The sequence below is a fragment of the Martinezella hainanensis genome (genome assembly GCF_900094555.1).
GTDB lineage: Bacteria > Pseudomonadota > Alphaproteobacteria > Rhizobiales > Rhizobiaceae > Rhizobium > Rhizobium hainanense.
Genome location: NZ_FMAC01000003.1, coordinates 101340 through 125825 on the forward strand (window position 1 = coordinate 101340; position 24486 = coordinate 125825).

A 24486-nucleotide genomic window follows, 5' to 3' on the forward strand; every position below is an offset into this window, starting at 1 on the left:
TTAACCCAAGATGAAGCGAAGCTGATATTGCGGAATCTCTACGGCGCGCGCCTGCCCGGATTTGACGCTTGCCGCCGTCAAGCCGTCACATCAGCCTAATAGGCCTATGCTAAGCCCTCCGGAATCTCGGACAATGCCAACGGTTTGAACCAGGGAAATTTCCTGCCATGACATACTTGCGTCGCGTCACAGTTCTTGCAGTATCCTTCCTTCCCCTCCTCTTTGCGCCGGCCTTTGCCGACTCCGACGTGCTCTGGAAGATCGTTCATGACAAGTGCGTCGTACAAACCGCGCCCTGTCTGTCGGTGAATACGACCGAGCACTACGCGATGCTGAAGGATCTGCGGGGCGTTGCGCAAGTTCTGCTCATTCCGACCGATAAGATCACGGGCATGGAGAGCGCAGCACTCCTCGATCCTGCAACACATAACTTCTTTGCCGATGCCTGGGCCGAGCAGGGTGATGTCGATGCCCGATTGCCGCACGCACTCCCGCGTGACGGCCTCAGCCTGGCCGTCAACGCGCAACAGGCACGCTCGCAGAACCAATTGCATATCCACGTCGATTGCCTGAGCGCCGATGCGCGGGCTGCCCTCAAGGCCGATGCCGACAAGATAGGTGCCGACTGGGCACCTCTTCCTGATGCCATCGCCGGCCACAAGTTCACGGCGGTTCGAGTCAAAGGCGAGACATTGGGCGATTTCAATCCGTTCCTGGCGCTGGCTCGGACATTGAAGGACCCGGCAAAGGAAATGGGCGATCACAATCTTGTGGTGGTCGGCGCCAACTTCGCCGATGGCCCGGGCTTCATCGTCCTGACGGATGTCGCGGTGCCCGGCATGGGCGGCGAGGATGTGCAGGACCATAGCTGCGCGATTACGCATTAGAATCAGCGTATTACGGCTTGGCGCGAGGACCGCATCGATCATCCCTTCGATGCGGCGGCCTCTCTTTGCACGAGCAAAATGAGCTTGGAAGCCGATTTATGAATCTGGTTTCTAACTTCTATCGCGATTTACATACTAATCTTTTTGATGCGGTCGGTTCAGTGTTATAGTCCGGGTTGTGAGCCTGAACTATGCGCCGTCCGATTGCCGAGCATTCAGATCATCGCACAGCGCCTGGCATCGAAGGCTCGCCATCGAAAGCCTCAGGAGGCGCCTCATGAATCTTCAGATCAATAGCCAGTCCTATCAAGTCAATTCGGACGGAGACACGCCGCTCCTCTGGATCATCCGCGACGAGCTGGGCATGACCGGCACGAAATATGGTTGCGGACTGGCGCAATGCGGTGCCTGCTCGGTCCTCGTCGACGGGGAAGTGGTGCGCTCATGCGTGACGCCGCTCGACAGCGTCGTCGGTCGCCAGATTACCACGATCGAGGCGCTCGAAGCAGACCCGATCGGCAAGCGGGTGGTTGCCGCCTGGGTCAAGCATCAGGTTCCGCAATGCGGCTACTGTCAATCGGGGCAGGTCGTGGCGGCGACCGCGCTCCTCAAGCAAACGCCCAATCCTTCCGATGACGAGATCGCCGCGGCGATGATCAATCTCTGTCGATGCGGCACCTACAATGCGATCAAGGCGGCGGTCAAAGATCTCTCCTCCAAGGAAGGAGAAACGCTATGACCGAGACCAGCCGCAATCTCGTTCCGGAAGATGAATTCCCGACCGGATCTCCGGTGAACATCTCGCGCCGGCACTTTCTCCTGACTTCTGCCGGGGCCGCAGCCGGCGCATTCGTGCTTGGTTTCGGCGTTCCAGTTGGCCGCGCACGAGCCCAGCAGACGGCAAACCCAATGCCTCCAGGCACCCGCGTTCCGGCATTCCTCGAAATCCGCCCGGACAGCACCATCCGTTTCATGAGCCCCTTCGTCGAGGGCGGGCAAGGCGTTTTCACGGCGATGGCCCAGATCGTCGGCGAAGAACTCGACGCCGATCCGAAGACCTTCGTCGTCGAAAATGCACCGACAGGCGGCGACTATCTCGTCATCCATGGCAAGATGCGCATCACCGGCGGCAGCATGTCGGTGCGCACCAGCTATGAGACCATGCGCCGGCTCGGCGCGCTGGCGCGCAACATGATCCTGCAGGCGGCTGCAACGCGCCTCAACGCACCCATCACCGAGCTTACGACCGAGCCCGGCCGCGTCATTCACGCCGCATCGGGACGGAGCCTTGCCTATGGCGATGTCGCCGCGGAGGCGCTGGATCTGCCCGTTCCCGCCCCCGAAAGCGTGACACTTCGCGACCCGAGCAAATTCCGCTGGATCGGCAAACCGGTCGAACGGCTGGACATTCATGACAAGTCGACGGGCAAGGCGGTCTACGCAATTGACTGCAAGGTCGAGGGCATGCTGCATGCCGCCGTCCAGCATGCGCCGCGCCTTGGCCTGACAATCGGCAAGATCCGCAACGAGGATCAGCTCAAGGCAATGCCGGGCGTTCATTCCGTCCATAGCCTGCCCGGCGCCGTTGCCGTCGTTGCCGAACGCTGGTGGAATGCCAAGCGTGCAGCCGAGGCCGCGCAGGTCGATTGGCGCGAGCCAAGCTCGGACGCCGATCCCGCCCTCCGCTACATGCCAGCGGATTTCTCGACCGCGGCCTTCAACGACAAGCTCGCCAACGAGCCGGGCAATGGCAAGGAAGCGGAGAATGTCGGTGATATTGCCAAAGCGTTCGATGGGGCCAAGACCGTCGTTTCGGCAACCTACAAGAGCCAGTATCTGCATCACGCGCAGCTGGAGCCACCATCCACTCTGACCCGCTTCAATCCGGACGGCAGTCTCGAAATCTGGATGCCCAACCAGGCCCCCGAGCAATTCCAGGCTGATATCGCCAAGCTGACGGGGCTTGATCCATCGAAAGTGACGCTCCACAGCCCTATTCTAGGCGGCTTCTTCGGGCGGCACTTCCTGTATCCGTCCGCCAATCCCTATCCGCAGGCCATCCAGCTTGCAAAAGAGGTTGGGCGGCCGATCAAGCTCATCTGGAGCCGCGAGGAGGAGTTTCTGCGCGACCCTATGCGCCCGATGGCGGCCGTGCGCTTCCGCGGCGCGCTCGATGCCAACGGCATGCCGGTCGCACTCGAGGCCATCAGTGCTTGCGAGGGACCGACGGAGGGCGTCTACGGTCACAAGGAGGATTCGCTGGACCCGACAGCCCTGGAGGGTCTGAGCGGCAAATCCTACGCGATCCCGAACTACCGCATCGCGCAGATCTACGTCAAAAACCCGACGACGCTGGCCTATTGGCGCTCGGTCGGCAATTCCATGAACGACTTCTTCTACGAGACCTTCCTGGACGAACTGGCCGACAAGGGCGGGCAGGACCCCTATGAGCTGCGCATGAAGTTGCTGCAGAAGAACGAGCGGCTGAGCAACCTCCTGAAGGCGGTCGGCGATCTCTCCGGCGGCTGGAAACGTGGCCCCTTTACCGGAGATGACGGTTCGCGGCGCGCACGAGGCGTGGCCATGGCCTCGCCCTTCGGCAGTCATACTGCGGCGATCGCCGAAGTCTCGATCCGCAACGGGCAGGTCGTCGTGCATGATGTCTGGGAAGCCATAGACCCCGGCAGCATCGTCAATCCGGCGATCATCGAAGCGCAGATCAATTCGGCGACCGCACTCGGATTGTCGCAGGTGCTGATGGAGGAAGCCGTCTACAAGAACGGCGAGCCCGTCGCACGCAACTACGACCTCTATCCGATCCTGCCGCCTGATCGCATGGCCCGCGTCCACGTCCGCATCGTCGAGAGTGGTGCCGAGATGGGAGGCATCGGCGAGCCGGGGCTTCCGGCCATTCCGCCGGCAGTCGCCAATGCGGTGTCCACGCTGACCGGCAAGCGGATCCGCAGCATGCCTCTCTCCAACTACACTTTTGAAAGCTGAGGCGCAGCTTCCTCTGCGCCAGGCACAATTCCGGCTCCCGATCCCTCTTGGATCGAGAGCCGGCGTGGTTGGCTCCCTCTCTAGAGCCGGATGATCTCATTCGGCTCTAGAATCAAAGGCGTAGAGCATGATGTCGTCCGAAAACCGATCACACTTTTCGGCATCATGCTCTAGCCGAGTACGAAATCCCGAAGCAAAGACATGAGGGCACACCCTTGAAGAAATTTCTTCTGGTTCTTCTTTTGATTGTCGTGCTTGCAGCCGGCGGCGTCGCATGGTTCGTGACCCGCACGCCGGCATCCCCCTTCGACAATGTCGCCGCGACGCAGCCGCCCTCGGAGGAGGTGCTGCAGCACGGCGAATATGTCGCGCGCCTCGGCGATTGCGTTGCCTGTCACAGCACGCCGAAGAGCGCCCCCTTTGCCGGTGGGCTGCAGATGGGAACGCCGCTCGGCGCCATCTTCACGACCAATATCACGCCGGACAAGGAAACCGGGATCGGCAACTATACGCTCGCCGATTTCGACCGTGCCGTCCGCCAGGGCATTGCCCGCGACGGACATCGCCTCTATCCGGCAATGCCCTATCCCTCCTACGTGAAGATGAGCGACGATGACATTCGTGCGCTCTATGCCTATTTCACGAGCAGGGTCGAACCCGTCCAGCAGGCGAACAAGTCCTCCGACATCAAATGGCCGATGAACATGCGCTGGCCTTTGGCACTCTGGAACGCGGTCTTTACCGAGGGCGGAACCTATCAGCCAAAAACGGCCGGCGACGACCAGTGGAACCGGGGCGCCTATCTCGTTCAGGGGCCTGGGCACTGCGGCAGCTGTCATACGCCGCGAGCGATCACCATGGCGGAAAAGGCGCTCGACGAAAGCAGCCCGCTCTATCTTTCCGGCGCGCTTCTCGACGGCTGGTACGCTCCGAGCCTGCGCGGCGATCCCAACACCGGTCTTGGCCGGTGGAACGAGGACGATATCTACGCCTTCCTCAAGAACGGCAGAAATACCCACGCCGTCGTCTTCGGTTCCATGGCGGATGCCTTTAACAATTCGACACAGTTCATGAACGATGACGATCTGAAGGCCATCAGTCATTACCTGAAGTCATTGCCGGGCGATCCCGCCCGTGACGGAACGCCCTGGCAATATGATGATGCCACGGCGCAGAATGTCGCACTTCCCGCCCGCCAGCAGATTCCGGGCGCCCAGACATTCGTCGCAAAATGCAGTTTCTGTCACGGCGTCGACGGCCGCGGAAAGCAGCAATGGATTCCGCCGCTCGCCGGCTCCGCCGCTTCGCTTACGAAGGAAAACGCGTCCCAGATCAACGTGACGCTGAACGGTTCCAGCCGCGTCGTGGCGAACGGAATCCCGGACGCCTATCGCATGCCGCCGTTCCGCCAGCAGCTTTCGGACCAGCAGATCGCCGATGTCCTGACATTCGTGCGCTCGTCCTGGGGAAATCACGGCGGAGCGGTTGCAGCAAACGATGTGAAGGCCTTGCGTGAGCATACGGATCCGGCCAGCAGCAGCCCGATCATATTGCAGATGCGGTAGTTTTTGGCCGTGCCCCATCCTTGGCGGTGACAAGGAAGGGTGGAGATGCGGCATCGGGATTTCTGGCAGCGAGCGGTTCGGCGCAATCACCGAACCGCTTCGTGTGATTTTGTCTGGCAAGGTCTTTCAGCAGGCGGGATGGAGGACCTTAGCGTTCCTGCCCGGCAAGCTTGAGCGATTGTGCCCGCTTTCTTCTCCTGCTCACCCGGGACGACGGCATCTTGACCTGCCCTTCCTGCGGCAGGGAGATAATGGCCTTCAGACCGGGATTGTTGGGTTGAAGCAGGATATCGCCGCCGTGCTGCCGCGCAACGGCGCGGGCAATCGACAGGCCCAGTCCGACTCCGCCCGTGCCTCTGTTTCTCGACGCTTCCAGACGGAAGAAGGGCGCGAAGACTTTTTCCTTCATGTCCTCGGGTATGCCCGGGCCATTGTCTTCGACGACGATATCGATGGTGCTGGCCGAATGGCAGATATAGACCTTGGCATGGCCGCCATAGCGCGCCGCATTTTCCGTGAGATTGCGAACGGCGCGGCGCAAGCCATCGGGCCGGCAGCGATAGGTCGTCTTCGGTCCTTCTATATATTCCACCGGCAGGCCGAGATCGGCAAGGTCGTCGCAAATGCTGCCGACCAGTGCCTCCAGTTCGATGGCCCGCGTTTCCTCGGCTGTCGATTCACCACGCGCGAAGGAAATGGCGGCTTCCGTCATGCTCTGAAGCTCGTCGATGGTCGCCAGCATCTTCTGCTGGATATCGGCGTCCTTGACGAATTCCGCCCGTAACCGAAGCGAAGTCAGCGGCGTCCTGAGATCATGGCCGATTGCGGCCAGCATCCGGGTGCGATCGTCGACGAAGCGATGCAGACGCTCCTGCATTCTGTTGAATGCCTCGGCCGTGCGCCTGATGTCGTCAGGCCCTTCTTCGGGCAGCGGCGGAAGATTTTCGCCGCGTCCCAGGGCTTCCGCCGAAACGGCGAGCCGTCTTAGCGGGCGCGCGATGCGGCTGGCGATGAAGACACCGATCAGCGATAGGATAAGCGCCGTGGTCGCAAGCGAGGTGAGCGATTTCATATCCCACCAGCGGTCGCCGACATTCTTGTAGAATGCGGTGTTTAGCCAGACTCCGTCATTGAGCTTGATGGTCAGGCCGTATCCATTGCGGTCGCCGAAGTAGACGAATTTCGCAGGTTGCGGCAAGCTCCACAGGACCGCGGGTGGGGTGGTCCAGTCCTCGCTGGCATTGGCCGCCATCGCCTGTCCGGACGTCAAATGATCGACATCGATGTTCGAACGCAAACCGTATTTCGCACCGAGATCGATGAAATTCTCGATCGGCCGGGAAAGCTCGCTTGCCGCACGCGAGCGCCATTCACGGGCATCCGTCGGCTCCATAGGAGTTAGCCAGAAACGTGAATAGCTGGTCTCGCTGGCAAGCAGAGCCTGTTCACGCAGCGGCTTGGGCATGGATTCCATCAACCGCGTGACGGAGGCGCAGCGGCTGAAGAATTCACTCTTCATAGCCGCGTGCAGCGCCTTGGTGCGTTCGTCCCAGGAAATCGAAAATGTCAGGCACTGCGAGACGACAAGGGCAAGCAGGGTAAAGCCGATGAACTGAGCGGCAAGGCTCCTCCTCCACCAGTAGATCATTCGAACCCCACATCCGCCGAGAGGCTGTAGCCGCCGCCCCAATGCGTCTTGATGACCGAAGGGTTCTTCGGGTCCGGCTCGATCTTCTTGCGCAGGCGGCTCACCTGATTGTCGATGCTTCTGTCGAAGATGTCGGCCGTCCTGCCGACCGTCAGGTCGAGAAGCTGCTCGCGGCTGAGCACAATGCCCGGGCGTTCGAGGAAGACTTTCAGAAGCCGGAATTCGGCGGTGCTGAGCGGGATTCCGACGCCATCGTCACCGGAAAGCTCCTGCCGCCCCATGTTGACGCGCCACTGACCGACACGAACGACCCTGGCCTTCTTCAGCGTTTCCCGCTGCTGCTGTGGCAGACCATTGACCCGGCGCAAGACAGCCCGGATGCGTGCGAGCAATTCGCGCGGATTGAACGGCTTCACCAGATAGTCGTCGGCCCCCAGCTCAAGGCCGATGATGCGGTCGGTATCCTCGCTCATGGCCGTCAGGAAGATGATGGGAGTATCCGTCGTCGCCCTCAAATAGCGACAGACCGAGAGGCCATCTTCGCCCGGCATCATGACATCGAGAACGATCAGATCTACGGCACCGCGCTCAAGGACCCGCCTCAAGGCAAGCCCACTGTCGGCGACGCTGACCTTGTAGCCCTGCTGCTCGAGATATTGGCCGACAAGGTCCCTTATGTCCGAATGATCATCGACGACGGCGATATGGGCGGCTTTTTGCATGACAGTTTCCACGATCTGAAGTCACTTTACAGAAGGCCGCTTCGAGCCGCATCGAAAAAAGTGTATCAAAGTTTCACATAGATCGAGGGGTTGCGTGGTAAGCGGCGCTCCCACCTGAAAGCCTGGCGAGTGCCGATGCAAGCCGTATCGAGAGGATCCGGATTTCATCAAAACTGTCCTCGAAATCCAATCAATATTCCGCCCAAAAGCATCTCCCCGCAGCTGACAAACTATAGGGTTGTTGTCACATGGATGTGCCACGGACCGGCAAATTTGTAACAAGCTGTCGCAGCTCTCGGACCGTCGATATGCTCCGTCTCGACGGAATGCGGCGGTGAAATCACCTGGCTTCGACCATGGTCAAATCCTGTTGCACCCTCTGCAAAATAGGCCGCTTGCGGCAGCTGTCCAATAATCATTGCAGCGCCGGTCTGTACCGGAGCCTATGGCTGGCGCTGCCATCGCCGGCGACAGGCTTTTACATCTCCGGCACAAAGCTGCGACATCAGCATCCTAACCTCCGGTTCGAAAATCACTTGCCCGGTCGAGAATATCGACGCTGACAGGAGGATATGGAATTGGCCATGGAATTATCACAGATCGCAACGCTTCGCCGCGTTCTCGAAATCTTCTGCGCCCGGCACGAACTGGAGTTTGCCGACAGGCCAGCGATCATCGCCGCCCGCGAGCTCATGAAATTTGCCGATGAGGGCGAAACCGATCCCGCCATTCTGGAGCGGCGTCTCGATGAGGCAATGCAGACTTACGGCGAACGTATGCTGCCCGCCCAGAGGGCCGTGGCATCGATGGGCGCCTTACCTGCGCGGCATCAATGATTGCCCGCAGTCGAGCTTGTCCCGTCATCTTCCGCATCTGAAAGCCTCATTGAAATCGGAAGGAAAACCCATGCACCTTTCCCGCCGCACCGTATTGACATCAATGGTGGCTGCGGCCGCCGCACCCAGATGGAGCTTCGCCGCAGACGAGCGGCGGATCCTGGTCGTCTATTATTCCTATACCGGCCACACCGGAGCGGTCGCCGAAAAGCTCCGTGCGCTTCTGGGGGCCGATCTCTTCGAGATACAGATGCGCGATCCCTATCCTCTCGACATGCAGCGCGCAGCCGAGCAATCCAAATACGAGCTGGAAACGGGCGAGCTTCCCCCCTTGTTCGATGGGCTTCCCAATCTGTCGAAATACGACCTGATCCTCGTCGGAGGCCCAGTGTGGTGGAATACCATCACGCCGCCCGTCATGAGCTTCCTCGAACACACGGATTTCGGCGGGCGGAAGGTTGCCCCCTTCGCCACATATGTGCTGGAACCGGCGCATTATGAAAGGAATTTTGCCGCGCAGGCACGCAGCGCTTCGCTTCTGTCCAGCCTGATGATCAGCGAATTCGAGGTCACGGAGAGGCTGGCGGACAAGGCCATCGCGTCCTGGGCTCTCAAAAACCTGCCAAAGGACGGACCGCAAGCTCTGTAAGCTTGCCGACCCGGTTGGATTGCACTGCCCCGGCTGCCGGGCCGCGGCTTGATGTCACGATGGCGCTCTATTCTGCGGCTCGTACCTCGATGATATGCTGTATTCCCTAAGGCCATCCATCTGCGGAGATTCTCAATGGGTGAAGCATTTCCTGCGACATCGATGCCGGATCGCGACTGGTGGACAGTGCTCTGGCCAAATCCGCTGGCGCTCCTCGAAGCACTCGGCATCAAGCCCGGCATGACCGTTCTCGATCTTTGCTGCGGTGACGGCTACTTCACCGCGCCGCTGGCAAAACTCGTCGCCGGAAAGGTCTATGCACTCGATCTGGATGAAACCATGATTGAAATGGCGAGAGCGGAAGTCGATCGGCAAGCCGTCTCCGTGCGGCAGTGGATCCGTGCCGATGCCCGTGACATTGCAGACCACCTTCCCGAAAATGTCGATTATGTCCTGATGGCGAACACGTTTCATGGCGTACCGGATCAGCTCGGCCTCGTCCAAGCCGTTCATTCGGTGCTCGCTCCCAGGGGATCGTTTGGTATCGTCAACTGGGAGGCACGACCGCGCGAGGAGACCACGGTGCTTGGACTGCCGCGCGGCCCCAAGACCGAGATGCGCATGACGCCGGCGGATGTCGCCGCGATTGTCGAGCATGGCGGCTTCAGGTCCCGGGCCGTAATCGAGCTGCCGCCCTATCACTACGGTATTGTTTTCGTAGCCCTGTAACCTCCCCCATCGGCCAATCATCCCGTGACATAACGCGCTCTTCCGCTCGATCAACAGCAAGTATTGCTATGTCACCTGGCCGTCGACAACCGCGGGCTAAAGCACAACGCCTGCCAAGACGAGCGGCGAACATGGATGGTGTGAACCATTCAGCATTTCCGGCGGCCCCGCCCAATCGCTGGGGCCGCCATATCATTCAATTGAACGCTACAGCGCGCATCTTGCGAAGCGAGAGCGCGATCAACAGGCCAGCTATCGCAGCGACAGTGCCTGCCAGGAAGACGCTGCCATAGCCGGCTCGATCGGCCAAAAGGCCGGCGAAAGGCCCGGTCAGCCCATAGGCGAGGTCCTGGAAGGCCGAGAAGCCACCAAGCGCGGTACCACGCAAATGCGGCTCCACCCGCCGAACGACCTCGCGACCCATAGCTGGATAGATCAGCGAGCATCCGAGACCAGTCAAGAACGCCCCCGCCAGGGCGAGCATCGGATTGGGAGCGCTCCAGATCAGCAATTGACCGATCGCTTCGATCGCCAGTGACCCGACCGCGACCGCCAGACCGCCGATACGATCCGGCAGATGGCCGAAGAGTACGCGCACCAGAACAAAGCCGACACCGAAGGCCGTCAGGCCCAGCCCGGCATAGTCCCAGCCCCGATCGAGGAAGTAGAGCGTGAAGAAAGCACCGATCGCAGCGAAGCCTATGCCCTGAAAACACACGACCGCCCCATGCAGCCAGACCCTGCCGATGACGGCCCAGAAGGACGGGCGTTCCGCACCGGGATGTGGTGCTACGCTGGGAACCCGCCAGATCGCCATCATGCCAAGGAACGGCAGGACGGCGCTGATCGCCATTGTCCCGGCAAAGCCGAACCGGCCGAACAATGCCAGGCCGATCGGGCCGCCCACGGCAAGCGCTCCATAGATGGCGGCGCCGACCAGCGCCAGGACCCTGCCGGAACGCGCCGGGCCGACGAAACCGATACCCCAGGCGATAATACCGACCGCAACCAGACTTTCGCCCAACCCCAGAAGCAGGCGGCTCACAAGGAGAAGCAGGAAGGACGGCAGCGGCATGTGAGCCAAAAGGCCGGCAACCAATGCCATTGAGGCGCCGGCCACATAGAGAGCAAGACCCCGTATCACCGCCACCTTGGCACCGCGATGGTCGGAAAGGCTGCCGGCATAGCCGCGCGTGAGAATGGTCGCGAAAAAGGCGATGCCGACGCCAAGTCCGGCCCAGACATTGCCGAACCGCAACTGCCCGCTCACATAAAGCGGCACGATCGGAAATGACATGCCGATGCAGAGATAGGAAATGAAAAGAATGGCACTCAGCAGCAGAAGACGGCCGCGCGCCGGATCGGGTGTCGATTGAAAAGCCATGATAATCTCCGGGCTTTTCCTCGATCGGCGAAGGCATAAAAAAACGCACTCCGACCGACGAGGATCGTTGAGTGCGTTGCTTGACGTCAAACGCTTACGGCCAGCATGGCCGGCTGCCATTCCAATAGGCACTTGCCGAATGACTGTCAACACGATGCCGGCAAAGCAGGGAGATCACCCGACGAAGTTCGGGCTTTCAAGATAGGCGCAGAACATGTCAGCCATGGTGTTTTCCATAGGCTTCGATCTCCCGCGCGGTTCGCAGGCCTCCGAAAACCGCTCCATGAGAAGAGCGGATTACTCGGGGACTGGACCGCACCAGCCAGGCAGGTAATCCGCATCCTTGCCCTTGGCAAGCTCGTGCGCCTTTTCCAGCGCGGCATTGAAATCCTTCTCAAGATCCTTGCGCTTGATGCGGCGACGTAAGAAATCCGCCCAGAGAAATTCGCTGAACGGCGTCGTGTCCTTGGCGTAGCCGCCGACATGGCGCAGCTCGCCAGCCAAGGAGCGATAGGGATCGTCGATCAGATCCTTGATATTCTTCGGGATGTCCTCATAGCCGCGGCGCTTCCCCTCTTCATCGAAGGGGTGCATCCTGTCATGACAGTCCATGACGAACCAGAAGGAATCCCGGTCAAGTCGGGAAAGATCGGCGACCGTCGTGACCAGAACATCCTTCACCCCTTCCTCATAAAGTGCGAGGGAAAGATGGTGATGATCGATGACATAGTATTTTCCGCGTGGCCCACGAATGGTCGGCACCATGTGATTTCCGAGGAACTCACCGGCCTTGTCGCCCGCTTCTTCCGCTTTGAGACGCCAAGCCTTACGCTTGGCCTTGACCTCACGCATGCCGACGGTGATCTGTGTGGGTTTCAATTCTTCGATGGGAACTGGATGCAAGATCGGTTCGCGCAGCGTAACCATTTGAAAGTTCTCCGCAAAGGCAGGACCGCCTTAGCGTAGCATAACCGGCCAATCCGGCAAGATCGACGTTACGCACCTGTCAGGCAAGCTGCGTCGACTGGAGAACAGCTCACACTTGGACTATCAGATCACCCGTCATGCAGCCTTTTTGATCACCGTGAACTGCGAACGCCTGTAGAAGGCCAGCATTTCCCGCTCGAAACTTTCAACGGCAAGCACAACCCATGGCTCGTAATGCTCTCTGCGGGAGCGCATCCTGCGCCGGCCATCCATGTCGAGCATTCCGCGCAACGCCCAATCTACCAACCCCATCCCATCACTCTCACCCTGCCAAGGTCCCTTCACCATCCGTCCTACCGGCCTCAATCGCGTCCGACGGCATGGCCAACGCTAAATAGGTAACCCCTGATCGAAGGAAAGGTGAAGAAACGTTGTATTAAGGTTTGTAACATGGGTTTGCCCGAGACTGTCGCATTGCGGCGACACCCGGCAGCCAATCCTGCATCGCGAAGATCGTAAACGGGACTGAACGAGGCTGTCGGTGCCAGTTTCCATGGCGATGGGATCATCTAAACATCAGGCGCGTGACATAGCGATCGATCAGCCGCGAATTCGTTTCGATCCGGCGCCAGATCATGGCCATGGCAAACATCGTCAAAAGCCATCCGAGCATAACATCCGACAGGAAATGAGCGCCGAAGATCACGCGGTTGAACGCCACGAACAGCAAGCACGGCACCAGCATCACGGCGGCAATCCATCTACGCCCGGCAGGCACGAACACCAGTAGGGACAGCGCCGCCGCGGCCGCGGCGGCTTCCCCGGAGGGGAAGGAACAATTGCGGCTGCATGCCGCCGAAAACTGCCACACCGGGGTAAAATCCGCTGTGCCGCCGAACTCGATCAACTGGCGGGGGGCGCACGCGTCCGATCGCAACCTTGAGCGTCTGCACGACCAATAGCGGCCCGGCAGCAAAGCTCAGGAGCACGAAAAGCGGTTTGTGAGGAGGGCAGAACCGCAATCGCCGCGGCAGGAAAACATGCAGGACGATAATGACAGCCATGGTGCCGAGAATATAAGGCTGGCTTTGGCGGGCAATGTCCCTCGCCGCCTTCAGCCAGGGATTTTCTGCCAGCCAGAAGACATGCCCGTGGACAAACAAGCGCGCAACAGCCAGATCGAGTTGTGGAAAGACTACGAAGACGAAGCTGGTCCAGACGATCAGCATGCCGATAACTGCCAATTCGCCATCGGTCGTTGCACGATCTTCCCGCCGGCGCAGGCGTGCTTGACCGGAATCGGAGCTCCAGGAATTCGATGCAAATTTCCACATGCCATATCTCCAGAGACGGAATGGCACCAAGCTGAAACCCGATTGTCAAGAAATGGCGAAGATCGCATCAAGGCCCTGTTCAGAATCGGCCGCCGGACAATGCGAAAGCCGTTTGTAAATTGCGGAAGCGGGCTTTGTCCGCAATAGTGAGGCTCGGGCGGCAAACCGAACGGAAAAACGGAAGAAACACAGGGCGCTAGGGTGGACAACAGTCTCGTTCTCATCGTGGAGGATGAACCGGCAATCGCGCAGATACTCGAGGGTTATCTGACGCGCGACGGCTTTCGCACGGTCCGCGCCGGCGATGGCGAGACCGCACTGCAGCACCATGCGCTTCTGAAGCCCGATCTCGTGCTCCTGGATGTTCGCCTGCCGAAGCTCGACGGCTTCGGCGTGCTCGGCCGCCTGCGCCAGGCCGGTTCGACGCCGGTCATCATGGTTACGGCCGTCGCTGACGACATCGACCGCCTGAGCGGGTTGCGCCTCGGTGCCGACGACTACGTCGTCAAACCATTTAATCCACAGGAGGTCGTCGCCCGCGTCAGGGCGGTTCTACGCCGGACGCAGGGCGAGCGCGCGGAAACTATCAAGCGCTTCGGCGCGCTGGAGGTCGATTTCAGCAGCTACACCGTCTTCATCAACAAGGATGAAGGGCGCGTTGCCGTGCCGCTGACGCTTAGCGAATTCCGCATCCTCGCCTACATGATCCGCCATCCCACCCAGGCTTTCGCACGCGCCGATATCCTCGATGCCTGCCTGCCGGAAAGCGATGCCCTGGTGCGCACCGTCGATACGCACATCTCCAACCTCAGACGCAAGCTCGAGGAGATGGGGCAGATCGGCTTCTTTCCCGCCGTTCGTGGCATCGGCTATCGCTTTTCGGACCCCAGATGAAAACACCAGGATTTCCCAGCACGCCGCTTGCAACGCTCACAGCCATCGTCACCACGATCATGCTGCTGCTTAGTGTCGGCCTGACCTATCTGGGGGTTAATTGGTATGCCACCTATCTGGAACAGGGCATCAGCGAGGCCCTGCCGCCCCGGGCCGCAACAGCCTACAAGATGCTGAGCGAAAGCAAGGTGCCCGACGGAGATTCGCTGAAGCTCCTGGTCGAACATCTCAATGCGTTGACGGAACCGACGGATTTCAAGGTGCAGCTTTCCGTGCTCGTCTTCGGCCTGCTGTCGGCTCTGCTCTGCGCACTTATCGGCATCTTCCTGGCACGACGGCTGACACGCCCGCTCGAGGATCTCACCTCCGCTGCCGAAGGCCTGAAGTCCGGCGACTTCTCCGTCCGCGTTACAGCCTCCTATCGCAGCACGCGCGAAGTCGCGAGCCTCGTTGAAACCTTCAACGCCCTTGCGACCAGTCTGGAGACAATGGAGGAAAGATTGCGCTTCAACAATATGGCGGTTGCGCATGAGCTGCGCACGCCGTTGACCATCCTGCAGGGGTCTCTGCAGAGCATGCTCGACGGCGTGTTTCCGATGGATCGGAAAATCGTTTCCGATCTCCTCCTGCAGGTCGAAGGCCTGGGCCGCGTTGTTGAGGATCTGCGCACCCTGTCGCTCGCCATCGGCCAGAAACTCGTGATGGAACGCCAGCGCATCGACGCATCTCTGCTGGTCGAGACTGTCATCGCCTCGGCGAAACCCATGCTGGAAGCCAACAAGCTGCAGGTCGAAACGGGGCTGAAGCGCGCCTGGATTTCGGCCGACTCCCCTCGGATCCGCCAGGCCGTGCTGGCGCTCCTCGAAAACGCCTGCCGCTACGCTGCCGAGGGCGGCTGGCTGCGATGCGAGACGGAGCAGCTGGCAGACAACAGCGTTATCATCCGCGTTATCGATCGCGGCCCCGGCTTTCCGCAGGACATCGATGCCGTTGCCGTCAATCCTTTCTGGCGCGGCGACCCCTCTCGTTCGCGCTCGACGGGCGGTACGGGGCTGGGGCTATCCGTCGTGCAGGCAATCGCGGTCGCCCACGGCGGGCATCTGGAATTCACGAACCGGCCCGAAGGCGGCGCCATGGTCGCAATCCATCTGATAGACAGCGGCCTGCCGGGAGAAGCGCACGGTTTTGGACAGCAGGATACTAGCTCACCGCAATGCTGGCTTTGTTGACCAAAGTCACCGCGGCCGGGAGATAACGGCCGGCGATCAGTGGAAGAGTTCGCCGATATTGTAGAACCATGACTTGCTCTGGCTGCGCCTGTCCGCTCCATGGATCTTCGAATGAGGGACCCGGAAGCCGTAGGCGCCCTCCGGTTCGGCGGAACGCTCGAGCCAGAAAGCATCGATGTTCGACAGCAGCATCGACTGCCGCGCGCGCCGGCGATACCGGATCGGATGTCTTGCCTGCGAAACGGCCAGAAAGTGTTGCATGCCGCCTTCCGCCGCCAGGCCCTGCAGCACGATGAGGACAGCTTCTTTTGGGCGCAGGCCTGCGAGATCACGGGTCACCTCGACGATACGCTGCTTCGCATTGCGCGCTCCCTGCATGCTCCCGACGACGAATGTATATCGCCCCTCCGCACCCTGGTTGACGAAGGTGAATCTTGCCGTGCAGAGCAGCGCCTGGTCGTTTACACGCAACAGTTTAACGGCAAAGGCGCCTTCATGGCGGCCACCGCTGCGATCAGCGAGCGCGATGCAGCACACATAGGCTTCGCACTTGCCCTGAACAAGGCCCATCTCCAGCCATTCGCCGCGCCAGAGCCGCGTCATGCTACCCCTCGAGAGAATAGTTTCCGCAATCGAAAAATGCTCGACGAGAAGGGAGAGCCGCCGGGAGTTGGGCATCCCGTGAACAAGAAATTTCGACAACGGCTTCTGCAGCAGCTCATCATGTGGCGGCGGCAATCCGCGCGCAGCGGCAAACGCCGCAGTAAAGCGCCACCATCGGATGGTCAGGAGCGGGTTGGCGGCAAAGCGGCACCAGAAAAGAAGGCCACGCTTCCAGCGCATCCGCAGGCCGAAGGTCGATATTCTCCAGAGCAGAGCGTATCGGGATCCGTGCGACCCGACGGCCGCCGGCGCTACTATCGTGGAAGGAGAAATACTGGATATGACGCCCTCTGGCGTCACGGCAATCGATGTCTTTCGATTCATGCAAAGGCCCGGCGAATATGGTTTCGCCGAAACATGTGCGTCGGAATTGTCAAGGCAGCGTCAAGACAGGATCAGCCTTTCATGGGGCACGCCACGAAAGGCTGAATTCAGCCCGCAAGGGATAGGATATACACCGACGCAGCGGCGGGCCATTTAATCCCCGCGCCAAGCTGCCGGGAGACTAGAAGAGGGCATCCGCAAAAAGATCCTCGTCATTGGTTGGCGCCGGTGCGCTTTCGGCCAGGGAGCTCACCGCACCGAAGATGCCCGCATGTATCTCGCGTTCGGCGGCCATGGTGTAGATCTTGAAGATGCGCTCGGAAATGACGGCTAACGGAGCCTCGAGCCCGGTCGTATCGACAAATGCGCTCCGGGTGCGCCCCGCTTCCTTCGTGCAGGACGCCAGGGTCTCGCCGATCCCGGCGCGGAAATCCAAACCCTTGATGACATCGGCCACTTGCGAGGTCATGGCTTCGCCGCAACGGCGCAGCTCCTGCACATTGAGATCCATCGCCGCGCCGGCTTCGCCGATATGGGCGAGCGCCGTGTCTATATGCGTGCCGAGACCGGAGGAATTTTCCTCTTCGTCGGCCTGTCGCCAGTCCTTGAGGCCGGTCGCCTGTGTTTCGAGCTTGCCGAGGCCGACGAGAATCTTCTCGGCATCCTCATCGAGCAGCGCTGCGAACGAGCGCAGCTCGCCGGCAACCACATTGATGGCCCGTCCTTCCTCGCCGAGCTTGCCGCAACGCAGATTGGTATTGAGGGCCATGTATTGAATGTCGCGTCGCACGAGCTGAATGGTCAGAACGCTCGTGGTCAGCTCCTTGACCATCTCGGAGGTCTTTTCGCTGAGCCGATTGGCTCCGGCAGCGGCGGCGTCGATACGGTCGACGACGATCCGCGCCGAGGAAAGATCACCGCGAAGCGAATTGATCGGGCTTTTGCCGTCTTGCCCGCTCTGCGACATCATCGTCTTGTAGAGATCAAGCAGCGTGCCGATATCGTTGCTGAAGCCACGGATATTATCAACGATCTTGGCGGTCTCCCGGTCGAAGCCCTTGGTCGTCTCACCAAGCAGTTCGAAGATCAGTGTCATCGCCAATTGCGAGAGGCGGTTCCGATCGCCGGCAGAGAGATCCGCGGGAGCTTCCGAGGCAAGATAGACCTCTATGATCGCATGTGCCGTCTGGCAGTGCTCGACCCGCTGCCGCGTGATATCGCCGATCTGCATGGCCGATAGCGTATGGGCAACCTTGTTCTGGATCTTGCGTGCCAGCCCGGCAACGGTCTCCGCAAGCTCCGAAAGATTGCGGCGCTGAACCTGGATCTCCTCGGCATTGGAGACGAGACGCTGGGCGATGGACGGAATGCCGTTCAGGTGCTGTGCCAGCGAACCGTCCTCGCTCGCTGTTGCGGATTCGATCTGTTCCTCCAGCAAGCGGATCTGCAAGGACAGCGCCTTGACCTCTTTCGAGGCAAATTCGATGCGCTCAACGATCTCGCTGGCAAAGCTGGAAAAATCAGGGATGCGCGCACCCGCTATCTTTGCCGTGGCGGCAAAGGTCCTGAGATAGCGCAGGGTCTCCTCCATCGAAAGCACGTGCTCGGCGAGCCGCTGCCCAGTCTGCCCGATAGCAGCAACACTCTCCTGCCGCCGCGCTTCGGCAGGCGGCAGCTTGTTCAAAAGGTCCACCGTCTGAAGCAGCCGCGCCGTGGCTTCGGTCGCGTTTTCCTCCTTCAGCGAATTGCCGATATGCTCCAGCAGGCTGACGAGCTTGGCGAGCGCTTCCGTGACAGTGATGAGCACCGCGCCGCCATCCAGGAAGCGCTGCTCGATCTGCAATCGAGCGCTCTCCAAGCGATCGACGAAACTATCCGTCGATGGGATAAATTGCCGGCTTGTCGCTGCATACGCCATACTGTTCGGACCCCGCCCAAGATTATCTCAGGCAAACTAAAGCGAACAAAAAAACATGGAGTTAACGCAAGGGAGGAAACAGGGCGCCTGCTTGCAACCGCGGCCCTTATGCCACCGGGAAAGCCCTGGGCAAGACCCGCGTCCTATAGCTGGCAATCAGCACGTCTCGCCTTTGTGCAGGCCACCGGCTGGCTCTGCTTGTAACTTCACCCGCAAGCAAGCCCGCTCATGCTGATTGAAGTAAGATGAAGATAGCTACCGAGAAATATGCCTGGTCCTCCTGCGAGCCCGCGGAGTTACAGGAAAGATTGAAGGACGCAGACATATCGGTTGTCCTCGAACGAAGGTTGGACAATCCGAATTTCCACATCGATGTCACGCTGGCCACAATCCGAAGGATGGCAGCTTGGAAAATCTTTTCGAAAACGGGTTATGAAATCCTCTATCTGTTTGATCCTGCCGATCGGATAGAACTGCACTTCGTCGAAAGCGGCGTATTTCAGATTGAGACGGAGGACCAGGAGTTTACCGCCACGGCGGGAGCCGCCTTCATGCTGCGTCCTCCCGGCTCCACGAAAATCAAGGCATCCGCGAATGCCTGCAAGATCGCGCTCGCCATACCCCGCATTCATTGCCTGCCATTGATCGATATCGGGAAAGACGACCCTGAGTTGTTTTTTCGGCGCTACGTCACGATAACAGACATTGGCGAAAGGGAAATACGAACGATCCACCGCATGGCGGCCTTGTTGCTGGATGCGGGCGAGCATCCCTTCGCCGGCTCACCGCTGAGCGCATCTCTTTTCAAAGAAGCCCTTATCACGGTCTTCATGCAATCATGGCCGCAGTCGGCGCAGAAGACCGTGATCCAGAGCGCGCGCCCGCGCAATCTGAAACGGGCGCTGGATTGGATTCAGACCCATCTCGGCGACGAGTTCACCGTGCTCGATATTGCAAGAAATGCCGGGCAGAGCGTGCGCAGCCTGCAGATTTCCTTCCAGCAGAACATGGGCATGAATCCCTTGAATTACGTGCAGCGCCTTCGGTTGCAGCAAATCCATTACGATCTGCTTCACGGCGACGCCGGCCAAAACATATCCGAGATCGCCACGCGCTGGGGATTTACTCACATGGGATATTTCGCAGCACGCTATCGCGCCATGTATGGCGTATCCCCGTCATCGACACGCACCAGCCGTCGCGACTTCGATGCAGCTGATAATATTTGATATCAGAAAAGCGCAATCTTATCACTTAACCGCAGTTAATTATAAAATCAGCTACAGGTTGAGCATAAGTTTAACACACCGTTAGCCATTTAACGATTTCGTTACCTCAGCCAAGATTCACAATCATTGTGACGCGGCCCTTTCATCAGAAAGGTCTCCAACAATCCTCCAGCCGAAAATCCTGAGCAGATCCGTGGGTGTACCGCGGGCGCTCCGCGGGGTAGCTATGCGCGTCTTCGTAATCGATGACAGTCCTTCCGTCGTGGCCACGCTTCGCCGCGTAGTCGAAGCCATCAAGGGCAGCGAGGTATTGTCGTTCCTTCATCCGAACGATGCCCTCAAGCGGCTCGATGACCGGACGCCGGATCTCATCCTCGTCGACTATATGATGCCCGATATGAACGGCATCGAAGTGATCAGCCATGTGCGCAAGAATGCGCTGACCGCCCATGTGCCGACCATCATGATCACTTCCCGCAGGGAGGCCGATATCCGATTGGCTGCCATGAAAGCGGGCGCGACCGAATTCCTGAACAAGCCGATCGACGAGATGGAACTGACGCTCCGCGTCCGCAACATTCTCGACATCGGAGAGGAACGGCTGGCGCTGGCTGCCAGGGCGGCAACATTGCAGCGCGATTTCGACGCTGCGATGCAAAGGATCGAACGGCACGAGGAAGAGATCATCTGGCGTCTCTCCAAGGCCATCGCTTGCCGCCATGGCGAAACCGCCGATCACCTGGATCGCGTGGCGATCGTTGCTCGGATCATCGCCGAGGAAGTGGGCCTGGATGCAGGGCAATGCCGCATGGTCTTTCTGGCGAGCGCTCTGCACGATGTCGGCAAGATCGGCCTGCCGGACGCCATCCTTTCCAAGCCCGGCCCCTTGAGCCAGGACGAGCGCCGGCAGATGCAGCAGCACGCCGATTTCGGCGCCGAAATCCTCAGCGACAGCTCGAGCGAATTGATCCAGATCGCGCGCAAGATCGCCGAAAGCCACCACGAAAGATGGGATGGCGCCGGCTATCCGAGAGGTCTTTCGGCCACCGCCATCCCGATCGAGGCCCGTATCGTCGCCATAGCCGATGTCTTCGACGCGCTATGCTCGAAGCGGGCATACAAGGCCGCCTGGCCGATCGCCGACGCATTCCGCGAGATCGTCAACAGCAGCGGCACGCATTTCGATCCGGCCTGCGTCGCCGCCTTCTGCCGCCGCTGGACCGATATCAAGGCTCTCTTCGAGTCCCAGCACAGCGACGACACCGCAACGGCGGTTTCCACACTTCAGTTATCCCGAGGTTCGGCATGAGCGAACAGTCTGAGATTTTACACCTGCATGGACCGCTGACGATCAAGACGATCACCAACGTCAGAGACATCGTGCAGGTCTACCTGCAGGAAGCGGCTCTACGCAACCGCGCCCTCGTCATCGATATCGATGGCAGCGAGGAAATCGACCTCACCCTACCGCAACTGCTCCTGTCCGCACGGCAAGCAGCCGCTCGCGCCGGCGTAGCAGTCACTTTGAGCAAACCGGCGGACGGCAATTTTCTGACCGTCCTGCAACGCGCGGGTCTCCTTGGCGGCGACCGGCAAAAAGACAGTTTCTGGCTAGAAGGAAAAGCAGCATGAGCGCCAATATTCTCACCGTCGATGACTCCGCCAGCATTCGGCTGACCACGCGCATTGCGCTTACCAACGCCGGATATTCCGTCACCGAGGCGGTCGACGGCGCAGACGGTCTCACCAAGCTGAAATCGGGCAATTTCGATCTCATCGTCACCGACCTCAACATGCCGAACATGGACGGCCTGACGATGATCCGCAGCCTGCGGCAGCTGCCGGCCTATATGGGAACGCCGGTCATCTTCCTGACAACGGAATCGGACGGCGATCTCAAGCAGCAGGCAAAGGCTGCCGGTGCGACGGGATGGCTGACGAAACCCTTCGACCCCGAAACCCTCATCAAGATCGCGCGCAAGGTTCTCGGCAAATGAACGAACTCGATCCGATCGCCGTTTTCAGGACGGAGGCCGCCGAACAGCTGGAGCTGATCGAGGCCGGCCTCCTCGATCTGATGCGCGATCTGAGCGACCGTGCTCAGATCGATACGGTCTTCCGGGGCCTTCATACGCTCAAGGGATCGGGCTCGATGTTCGGCTTCGATCAGCTGGCCGCCTTCACCCATCATTGCGAAACCGCCTTCGACCGGGTGCGCAAGGGTGAGGCTCCCGCCACGAAGGAGCTGGTCGGTGCCGTTCTCGATGCACAGGGCCATATGCAGGCGCTGCTGGAAAATCCGAACGGCGACCACGAGACCATGAGCTCCGTTCTCCTGGAAAAATTGCGCCAAGCGGTCGGTGCAGCCGGATCGCATGCTGCAACGGCGGCACCTGCCAGTGTGCAGCCGGTCGCGGCCGCTGCCGTAAGCGCCGGTAGTGCAAAGACCTGGCAGCTGAAATTCAGCCTGCCGGCCAATTCGATGGTCAACGGCACCAATCCGCTCGGGCTGCTGGACGAGTTGCGCGAGCTCGGCGAATGCCGGATCGAAGCCGATACCGACCCGATCCCGCTGCTTGCGGACCTCGAACCGCGCGATCTTCACATCGGCTGGACGGTTCACCTGACGACGGAAAAGCCGCGCTCGGATATCGAGGATGTCTTCATCTTCGTTATGGATGACATGGTGATGGAGCTGCAAGAACTTCAGACGCCGACCGAACCGGTCCCGGCACCGGTCGCCGCAAAGCTGGAACAGCCGATCGACGACGAACCATCAAAGGCCGTCGCCCAGCCGATCGACACGAGCAAAGCTCAGCCTGCCGATGCCAAATCGCAGAAGCAGGTAGACAATGTCCGTGTTCCCGCGCTGCGTCTTGACGAAATGATGGACCGGGTCGGGGAATTGGTGATCGCCCAATCGCGGCTGAGCCAGATGGCGAATTCGGCCGCCGACCTCGGCCTGCGCTCCGTGTCGGAAGAAATCGAGCGTCTGGCCGGCGAATTGCGGGATACGATGATGGTCCTGCGCATGATGCCGGTCGCGAGCCTCTTCAGCCGTTTCCGCCGTCTGGTCCATGATCTCGCCCGCGAGACCGGCAAGGATATCGAACTCGTCACCGAGGGCGAAGGCACCGAAGTCGACAAGACGGTCATCGACCGCCTGGCCGATCCGCTCGTCCACCTCGTTCGCAACTCGATCGACCACGGGCTTGAAAGCCCGGACGATCGCGTTGCGGCGGGCAAGCCGGTGACAGGGCGCGTCTTCCTCTCGGCGCACCAGACCGGCAGCGAAGTCGTCATCTCCATCAAGGACGACGGGCGTGGCATCGACAGGCAGAGGGTGCGCGCCAAGGCGGAGGCCAATGGCCTCATCCAGCCCGGCGCCCAGCTGACCGACAAGGAACTGCTGCAGCTGATTTTCCAGCCTGGTTTCTCGACGGCGGAAAAGGTCACGAACCTCTCCGGCCGCGGCGTCGGCATGGATGTGGTCAAGAAGACGATCGAGACGCTGCGTGGAGCAATCGACATCACCAGCGAATTCGGCAAGGGCTCCGAGATTGCGCTCCGAATCCCGCTTACGCTCGCCATCATCGATGGCCTCCTCGTTCGTGTCGGCAACGGGCGCTATGTCATCCCGCTCACGGCTGTCGAAGAATGCCTGGAACTCTCGGTCGAGCAGGATCTGCGCTCACGCGGCCGCAGCTTCATCTCGCTGCGCGACGATCTCGTGCCCTTCCTGCGGCTGCGCGAACTCTTCCGCACAGGCACCGAGCCAGATCCCTACCAGAAGGTGGTTGTCATCTCGACCGGCAGCGAGCGCGTCGGCCTCGTCGTCGATCAGATCATCGGCGACCACCAGACCGTCATCAAATCGATGTCGAAACTTCACGACCATGTTTCCACCTTCTCCGGTGCGACCATTCTCGGTGACGGCAACGTGGCCCTGATCCTCGATGTCGTCCATCTCATCGCCGCCGGACAGTATCAGGAGGCGCAATTGCGAGCAGCAGGATGATCGAAACAGACGCAAAATCAGACCATCGTGCAGTCTGGAAAGGTGCCGACGAGCTTTCGGTGCTGACCTTCAGCCTCAATGGCGAGACCTTCGCCATCGAAGCGGTCGTCGTTCAGGAAATCCTCGATCTGCTGCCGGAGACGAGCGTTCCCGGCAGCCTGCCCTTCGTCGGCAGCGTCATCAACTTTCGCGGCAAGGTCATTCCCCTTGCCGATATCCGCATCGCCTTCGGCATGGAGGCGGCCAATGTCACCATCGACAGCCGCATCGTCGTCACCGAACTCGAGCTCGATGGCGAGACGACCCTGATCGGCATCCGTACCGACAAGGTGCACGAGGTGACACAGCTTTCCCAGACGGCCAGTGAGCCGCCGCCGGTCATCGGCATGCGCTGGCGCACCGACTATATCCACGCCCTCGTGAAGCGCGGCGGCGAATTTATCATCCTACCGAACCTCCAGGCGATCTTTTCGTCGCAGCGGGCGGTTGCGGTCCGAGCAACAGCATGAATTTCAAGGACAAGGAGGCCA

Annotated in this window: 25 protein-coding genes; 16 read left to right on the forward strand and 9 right to left on the reverse strand. The window is 60.2% G+C overall.

Annotated elements, in window-relative coordinates:
- Nucleotides 1–167 precede the first annotated feature (167 nt).
- The 4 genes from GA0061100_RS11050 (at nucleotide 168) to GA0061100_RS11065 (ending at nucleotide 5452) form a co-directional block, all read left to right on the forward strand.
- On the forward strand, nucleotides 168–887 hold the full coding sequence (locus GA0061100_RS11050; protein ID WP_075852754.1) for a CDP-diacylglycerol diphosphatase: 720 nt from the start codon (nucleotides 168–170) through the stop codon (nucleotides 885–887).
- A gap of 277 nt (nucleotides 888–1164) precedes the next feature.
- Nucleotides 1165–1626 carry a (2Fe-2S)-binding protein gene (locus GA0061100_RS11055; protein ID WP_075852755.1) on the forward strand — a complete coding sequence of 154 codons (462 nt, stop codon included), beginning with the start codon at nucleotides 1165–1167 and terminating at the stop codon, nucleotides 1624–1626.
- A complete protein-coding gene (locus tag GA0061100_RS11060) occupies nucleotides 1623–3887 on the forward strand; it encodes a xanthine dehydrogenase family protein molybdopterin-binding subunit (RefSeq protein ID WP_075852756.1) in 2265 nt (754 codons plus the stop codon). The genes GA0061100_RS11055 and GA0061100_RS11060 overlap by 4 nt, the downstream gene beginning before the upstream one ends.
- A 215-nt stretch (nucleotides 3888–4102) precedes the next feature.
- Entirely contained in the window at nucleotides 4103–5452 is a 1350-nt protein-coding gene (locus GA0061100_RS11065) for a c-type cytochrome (protein ID WP_075852757.1), read from the forward strand.
- A gap of 148 nt (nucleotides 5453–5600) precedes the next feature.
- Here the strand turns inward: GA0061100_RS11065 and GA0061100_RS11070 are convergent, their stop codons facing one another.
- The gene (locus GA0061100_RS11070) at nucleotides 5601–7100 is read right to left on the reverse strand and encodes a sensor histidine kinase (protein WP_075852758.1); all 1500 of its coding nucleotides are present in this window, start codon (nucleotides 7098–7100) and stop codon (nucleotides 5601–5603) included.
- Complete coding sequence (locus GA0061100_RS11075) at nucleotides 7097–7822, reverse strand: response regulator (protein ID WP_075852759.1); 726 nt, start codon at nucleotides 7820–7822, stop codon at nucleotides 7097–7099. Before GA0061100_RS11075 ends, GA0061100_RS11070 begins: the two co-directional genes overlap by 4 nt.
- A gap of 584 nt (nucleotides 7823–8406) precedes the next feature.
- Here GA0061100_RS11075 and GA0061100_RS11080 point away from each other — a divergent pair.
- From GA0061100_RS11080 to GA0061100_RS11090, 3 genes are all read left to right on the forward strand, one after another.
- Complete coding sequence (locus tag GA0061100_RS11080; RefSeq protein ID WP_143525414.1) at nucleotides 8407–8658, forward strand: hypothetical protein; 252 nt, start codon at nucleotides 8407–8409, stop codon at nucleotides 8656–8658.
- A gap of 70 nt (nucleotides 8659–8728) precedes the next feature.
- The gene (locus tag GA0061100_RS11085) at nucleotides 8729–9307 is read left to right on the forward strand and encodes a flavodoxin (protein ID WP_075852761.1); all 579 of its coding nucleotides are present in this window, start codon (nucleotides 8729–8731) and stop codon (nucleotides 9305–9307) included.
- Nucleotides 9308–9442: 135 nt separating this feature from the next.
- Entirely contained in the window at nucleotides 9443–10036 is a 594-nt protein-coding gene (locus GA0061100_RS11090) for a class I SAM-dependent methyltransferase (RefSeq protein ID WP_075852762.1), read from the forward strand.
- A 196-nt stretch (nucleotides 10037–10232) separates the two neighbouring features.
- Here GA0061100_RS11090 and GA0061100_RS11095 read toward each other — a convergent pair whose 3' ends face one another.
- From GA0061100_RS11095 to GA0061100_RS35090, 4 genes are all read right to left on the reverse strand, one after another.
- Entirely contained in the window at nucleotides 10233–11420 is a 1188-nt protein-coding gene (locus tag GA0061100_RS11095; protein WP_075852763.1) for an arabinose transporter, read from the reverse strand.
- Between the two features lie 297 nt (nucleotides 11421–11717).
- Nucleotides 11718–12347 carry a ParB-like protein gene (locus tag GA0061100_RS11100; RefSeq protein ID WP_075852764.1) on the reverse strand — a complete coding sequence of 210 codons (630 nt, stop codon included), beginning with the start codon at nucleotides 12345–12347 and terminating at the stop codon, nucleotides 11718–11720.
- 135 nt (nucleotides 12348–12482) lie between these two features.
- Nucleotides 12483–12659: a hypothetical protein gene (locus tag GA0061100_RS34645; RefSeq protein ID WP_159444775.1), complete on the reverse strand. Its 177-nt coding sequence runs from the start codon at nucleotides 12657–12659 to the stop codon at nucleotides 12483–12485.
- A gap of 253 nt (nucleotides 12660–12912) precedes the next feature.
- Nucleotides 12913–13254 carry a phosphatase PAP2 family protein gene (locus GA0061100_RS35090; protein ID WP_244557809.1) on the reverse strand — a complete coding sequence of 114 codons (342 nt, stop codon included), beginning with the start codon at nucleotides 13252–13254 and terminating at the stop codon, nucleotides 12913–12915.
- Between the two features lie 133 nt (nucleotides 13255–13387).
- Between GA0061100_RS35090 and GA0061100_RS35095 the strand changes: the two genes are divergently transcribed.
- The 3 genes from GA0061100_RS35095 to GA0061100_RS11120 are packed head-to-tail and all read left to right on the forward strand — an operon-like array spanning nucleotide 13388 to nucleotide 15804.
- Nucleotides 13388–13828, forward strand: a complete 441-nt coding sequence (locus GA0061100_RS35095; RefSeq protein WP_244557810.1) for a hypothetical protein — start codon at nucleotides 13388–13390, stop codon at nucleotides 13826–13828.
- A gap of 54 nt (nucleotides 13829–13882) precedes the next feature.
- Nucleotides 13883–14575 (forward strand): response regulator, encoded by a 693-nt coding sequence (locus GA0061100_RS11115; protein ID WP_075852766.1) that lies wholly within the window; start codon nucleotides 13883–13885, stop codon nucleotides 14573–14575.
- Nucleotides 14572–15804: an ATP-binding protein gene (locus GA0061100_RS11120; protein WP_075852767.1), complete on the forward strand. Its 1233-nt coding sequence runs from the start codon at nucleotides 14572–14574 to the stop codon at nucleotides 15802–15804. Before GA0061100_RS11115 ends, GA0061100_RS11120 begins: the two co-directional genes overlap by 4 nt.
- Nucleotides 15805–15840: 36 nt before the next feature.
- Here the strand turns inward: GA0061100_RS11120 and GA0061100_RS11125 are convergent, their stop codons facing one another.
- The 3 genes from GA0061100_RS11125 to GA0061100_RS34650 all read right to left on the reverse strand — a co-directional run bounded on the left by GA0061100_RS11125 (nucleotide 15841) and on the right by GA0061100_RS34650 (nucleotide 19479).
- The gene (locus tag GA0061100_RS11125; RefSeq protein ID WP_075852768.1) at nucleotides 15841–16791 is read right to left on the reverse strand and encodes a DUF535 family protein; all 951 of its coding nucleotides are present in this window, start codon (nucleotides 16789–16791) and stop codon (nucleotides 15841–15843) included.
- A 181-nt stretch (nucleotides 16792–16972) separates the two neighbouring features.
- On the reverse strand, nucleotides 16973–18634 hold the full coding sequence (locus GA0061100_RS11130) for a hypothetical protein (protein WP_075852769.1): 1662 nt from the start codon (nucleotides 18632–18634) through the stop codon (nucleotides 16973–16975).
- Between the two features lie 371 nt (nucleotides 18635–19005).
- Nucleotides 19006–19479: a hypothetical protein gene (locus tag GA0061100_RS34650; RefSeq protein WP_159444776.1), complete on the reverse strand. Its 474-nt coding sequence runs from the start codon at nucleotides 19477–19479 to the stop codon at nucleotides 19006–19008.
- Between GA0061100_RS34650 and GA0061100_RS34655 the strand changes: the two genes are divergently transcribed.
- The 6 genes from GA0061100_RS34655 to GA0061100_RS11160 all read left to right on the forward strand — a co-directional run bounded on the left by GA0061100_RS34655 (nucleotide 19447) and on the right by GA0061100_RS11160 (nucleotide 24465).
- Entirely contained in the window at nucleotides 19447–19938 is a 492-nt protein-coding gene (locus tag GA0061100_RS34655; RefSeq protein WP_159444777.1) for a helix-turn-helix transcriptional regulator, read from the forward strand. The genes GA0061100_RS34650 and GA0061100_RS34655 overlap by 33 nt on opposite strands.
- 226 nt (nucleotides 19939–20164) lie before the next feature.
- Nucleotides 20165–21247: an HD domain-containing phosphohydrolase gene (locus GA0061100_RS11140; protein WP_075852771.1), complete on the forward strand. Its 1083-nt coding sequence runs from the start codon at nucleotides 20165–20167 to the stop codon at nucleotides 21245–21247.
- Complete coding sequence (locus tag GA0061100_RS11145) at nucleotides 21244–21570, forward strand: STAS domain-containing protein (RefSeq protein ID WP_075852772.1); 327 nt, start codon at nucleotides 21244–21246, stop codon at nucleotides 21568–21570. The genes GA0061100_RS11140 and GA0061100_RS11145 overlap by 4 nt, the downstream gene beginning before the upstream one ends.
- Entirely contained in the window at nucleotides 21567–21935 is a 369-nt protein-coding gene (locus GA0061100_RS11150) for a response regulator (protein WP_047631891.1), read from the forward strand. Before GA0061100_RS11145 ends, GA0061100_RS11150 begins: the two co-directional genes overlap by 4 nt.
- Nucleotides 21932–23956, forward strand: a complete 2025-nt coding sequence (locus GA0061100_RS11155) for a chemotaxis protein CheA (protein WP_075852773.1) — start codon at nucleotides 21932–21934, stop codon at nucleotides 23954–23956. The genes GA0061100_RS11150 and GA0061100_RS11155 overlap by 4 nt, the downstream gene beginning before the upstream one ends.
- A complete protein-coding gene (locus tag GA0061100_RS11160; protein ID WP_075852774.1) occupies nucleotides 23953–24465 on the forward strand; it encodes a chemotaxis protein CheW in 513 nt (170 codons plus the stop codon). Before GA0061100_RS11155 ends, GA0061100_RS11160 begins: the two co-directional genes overlap by 4 nt.
- Nucleotides 24466–24486 lie beyond the last annotated feature (21 nt).

Excerpts from the sequence above, each read along its gene's own strand:
- GA0061100_RS11160 (WP_075852774.1), top strand. The coding sequence starts at position 23,953 with ATGATCGAAACAGACGCAAAATCAGACCATCGTGCAGTCTGGAAAGGT.
- GA0061100_RS11155 (WP_075852773.1), top strand. The coding sequence starts at position 21,932 with ATGAACGAACTCGATCCGATCGCCGTTTTCAGGACGGAGGCCGCCGAA.
- GA0061100_RS11100 (WP_075852764.1), bottom strand. The coding sequence starts at position 12,347 with ATGGTTACGCTGCGCGAACCGATCTTGCATCCAGTTCCCATCGAAGAA.
- GA0061100_RS11085 (WP_075852761.1), top strand. The coding sequence starts at position 8,729 with ATGCACCTTTCCCGCCGCACCGTATTGACATCAATGGTGGCTGCGGCC.
- GA0061100_RS11095 (WP_075852763.1), bottom strand. The coding sequence starts at position 11,420 with ATGGCTTTTCAATCGACACCCGATCCGGCGCGCGGCCGTCTTCTGCTG.
- GA0061100_RS11090 (WP_075852762.1), top strand. The coding sequence starts at position 9,443 with ATGGGTGAAGCATTTCCTGCGACATCGATGCCGGATCGCGACTGGTGG.
- GA0061100_RS11150 (WP_047631891.1), top strand. The coding sequence starts at position 21,567 with ATGAGCGCCAATATTCTCACCGTCGATGACTCCGCCAGCATTCGGCTG.
- GA0061100_RS11120 (WP_075852767.1), top strand. The coding sequence starts at position 14,572 with ATGAAAACACCAGGATTTCCCAGCACGCCGCTTGCAACGCTCACAGCC.
- GA0061100_RS34645 (WP_159444775.1), bottom strand. The coding sequence starts at position 12,659 with ATGGGGTTGGTAGATTGGGCGTTGCGCGGAATGCTCGACATGGATGGC.
- GA0061100_RS11140 (WP_075852771.1), top strand. The coding sequence starts at position 20,165 with ATGCGCGTCTTCGTAATCGATGACAGTCCTTCCGTCGTGGCCACGCTT.
- GA0061100_RS11055 (WP_075852755.1), top strand. The coding sequence starts at position 1,165 with ATGAATCTTCAGATCAATAGCCAGTCCTATCAAGTCAATTCGGACGGA.
- GA0061100_RS34655 (WP_159444777.1), top strand. The coding sequence starts at position 19,447 with ATGGCGGCCTTGTTGCTGGATGCGGGCGAGCATCCCTTCGCCGGCTCA.
- GA0061100_RS35095 (WP_244557810.1), top strand. The coding sequence starts at position 13,388 with ATGCAGGACGATAATGACAGCCATGGTGCCGAGAATATAAGGCTGGCT.
- GA0061100_RS34650 (WP_159444776.1), bottom strand. The coding sequence starts at position 19,479 with ATGCTCGCCCGCATCCAGCAACAAGGCCGCCATGCGGTGGATCGTTCG.
- GA0061100_RS11145 (WP_075852772.1), top strand. The coding sequence starts at position 21,244 with ATGAGCGAACAGTCTGAGATTTTACACCTGCATGGACCGCTGACGATC.
- GA0061100_RS11050 (WP_075852754.1), top strand. The coding sequence starts at position 168 with ATGACATACTTGCGTCGCGTCACAGTTCTTGCAGTATCCTTCCTTCCC.
- GA0061100_RS11075 (WP_075852759.1), bottom strand. The coding sequence starts at position 7,822 with ATGCAAAAAGCCGCCCATATCGCCGTCGTCGATGATCATTCGGACATA.
- GA0061100_RS11070 (WP_075852758.1), bottom strand. The coding sequence starts at position 7,100 with ATGATCTACTGGTGGAGGAGGAGCCTTGCCGCTCAGTTCATCGGCTTT.
- GA0061100_RS11060 (WP_075852756.1), top strand. The coding sequence starts at position 1,623 with ATGACCGAGACCAGCCGCAATCTCGTTCCGGAAGATGAATTCCCGACC.
- GA0061100_RS11125 (WP_075852768.1), bottom strand. The coding sequence starts at position 16,791 with ATGAATCGAAAGACATCGATTGCCGTGACGCCAGAGGGCGTCATATCC.
- GA0061100_RS11080 (WP_143525414.1), top strand. The coding sequence starts at position 8,407 with ATGGAATTATCACAGATCGCAACGCTTCGCCGCGTTCTCGAAATCTTC.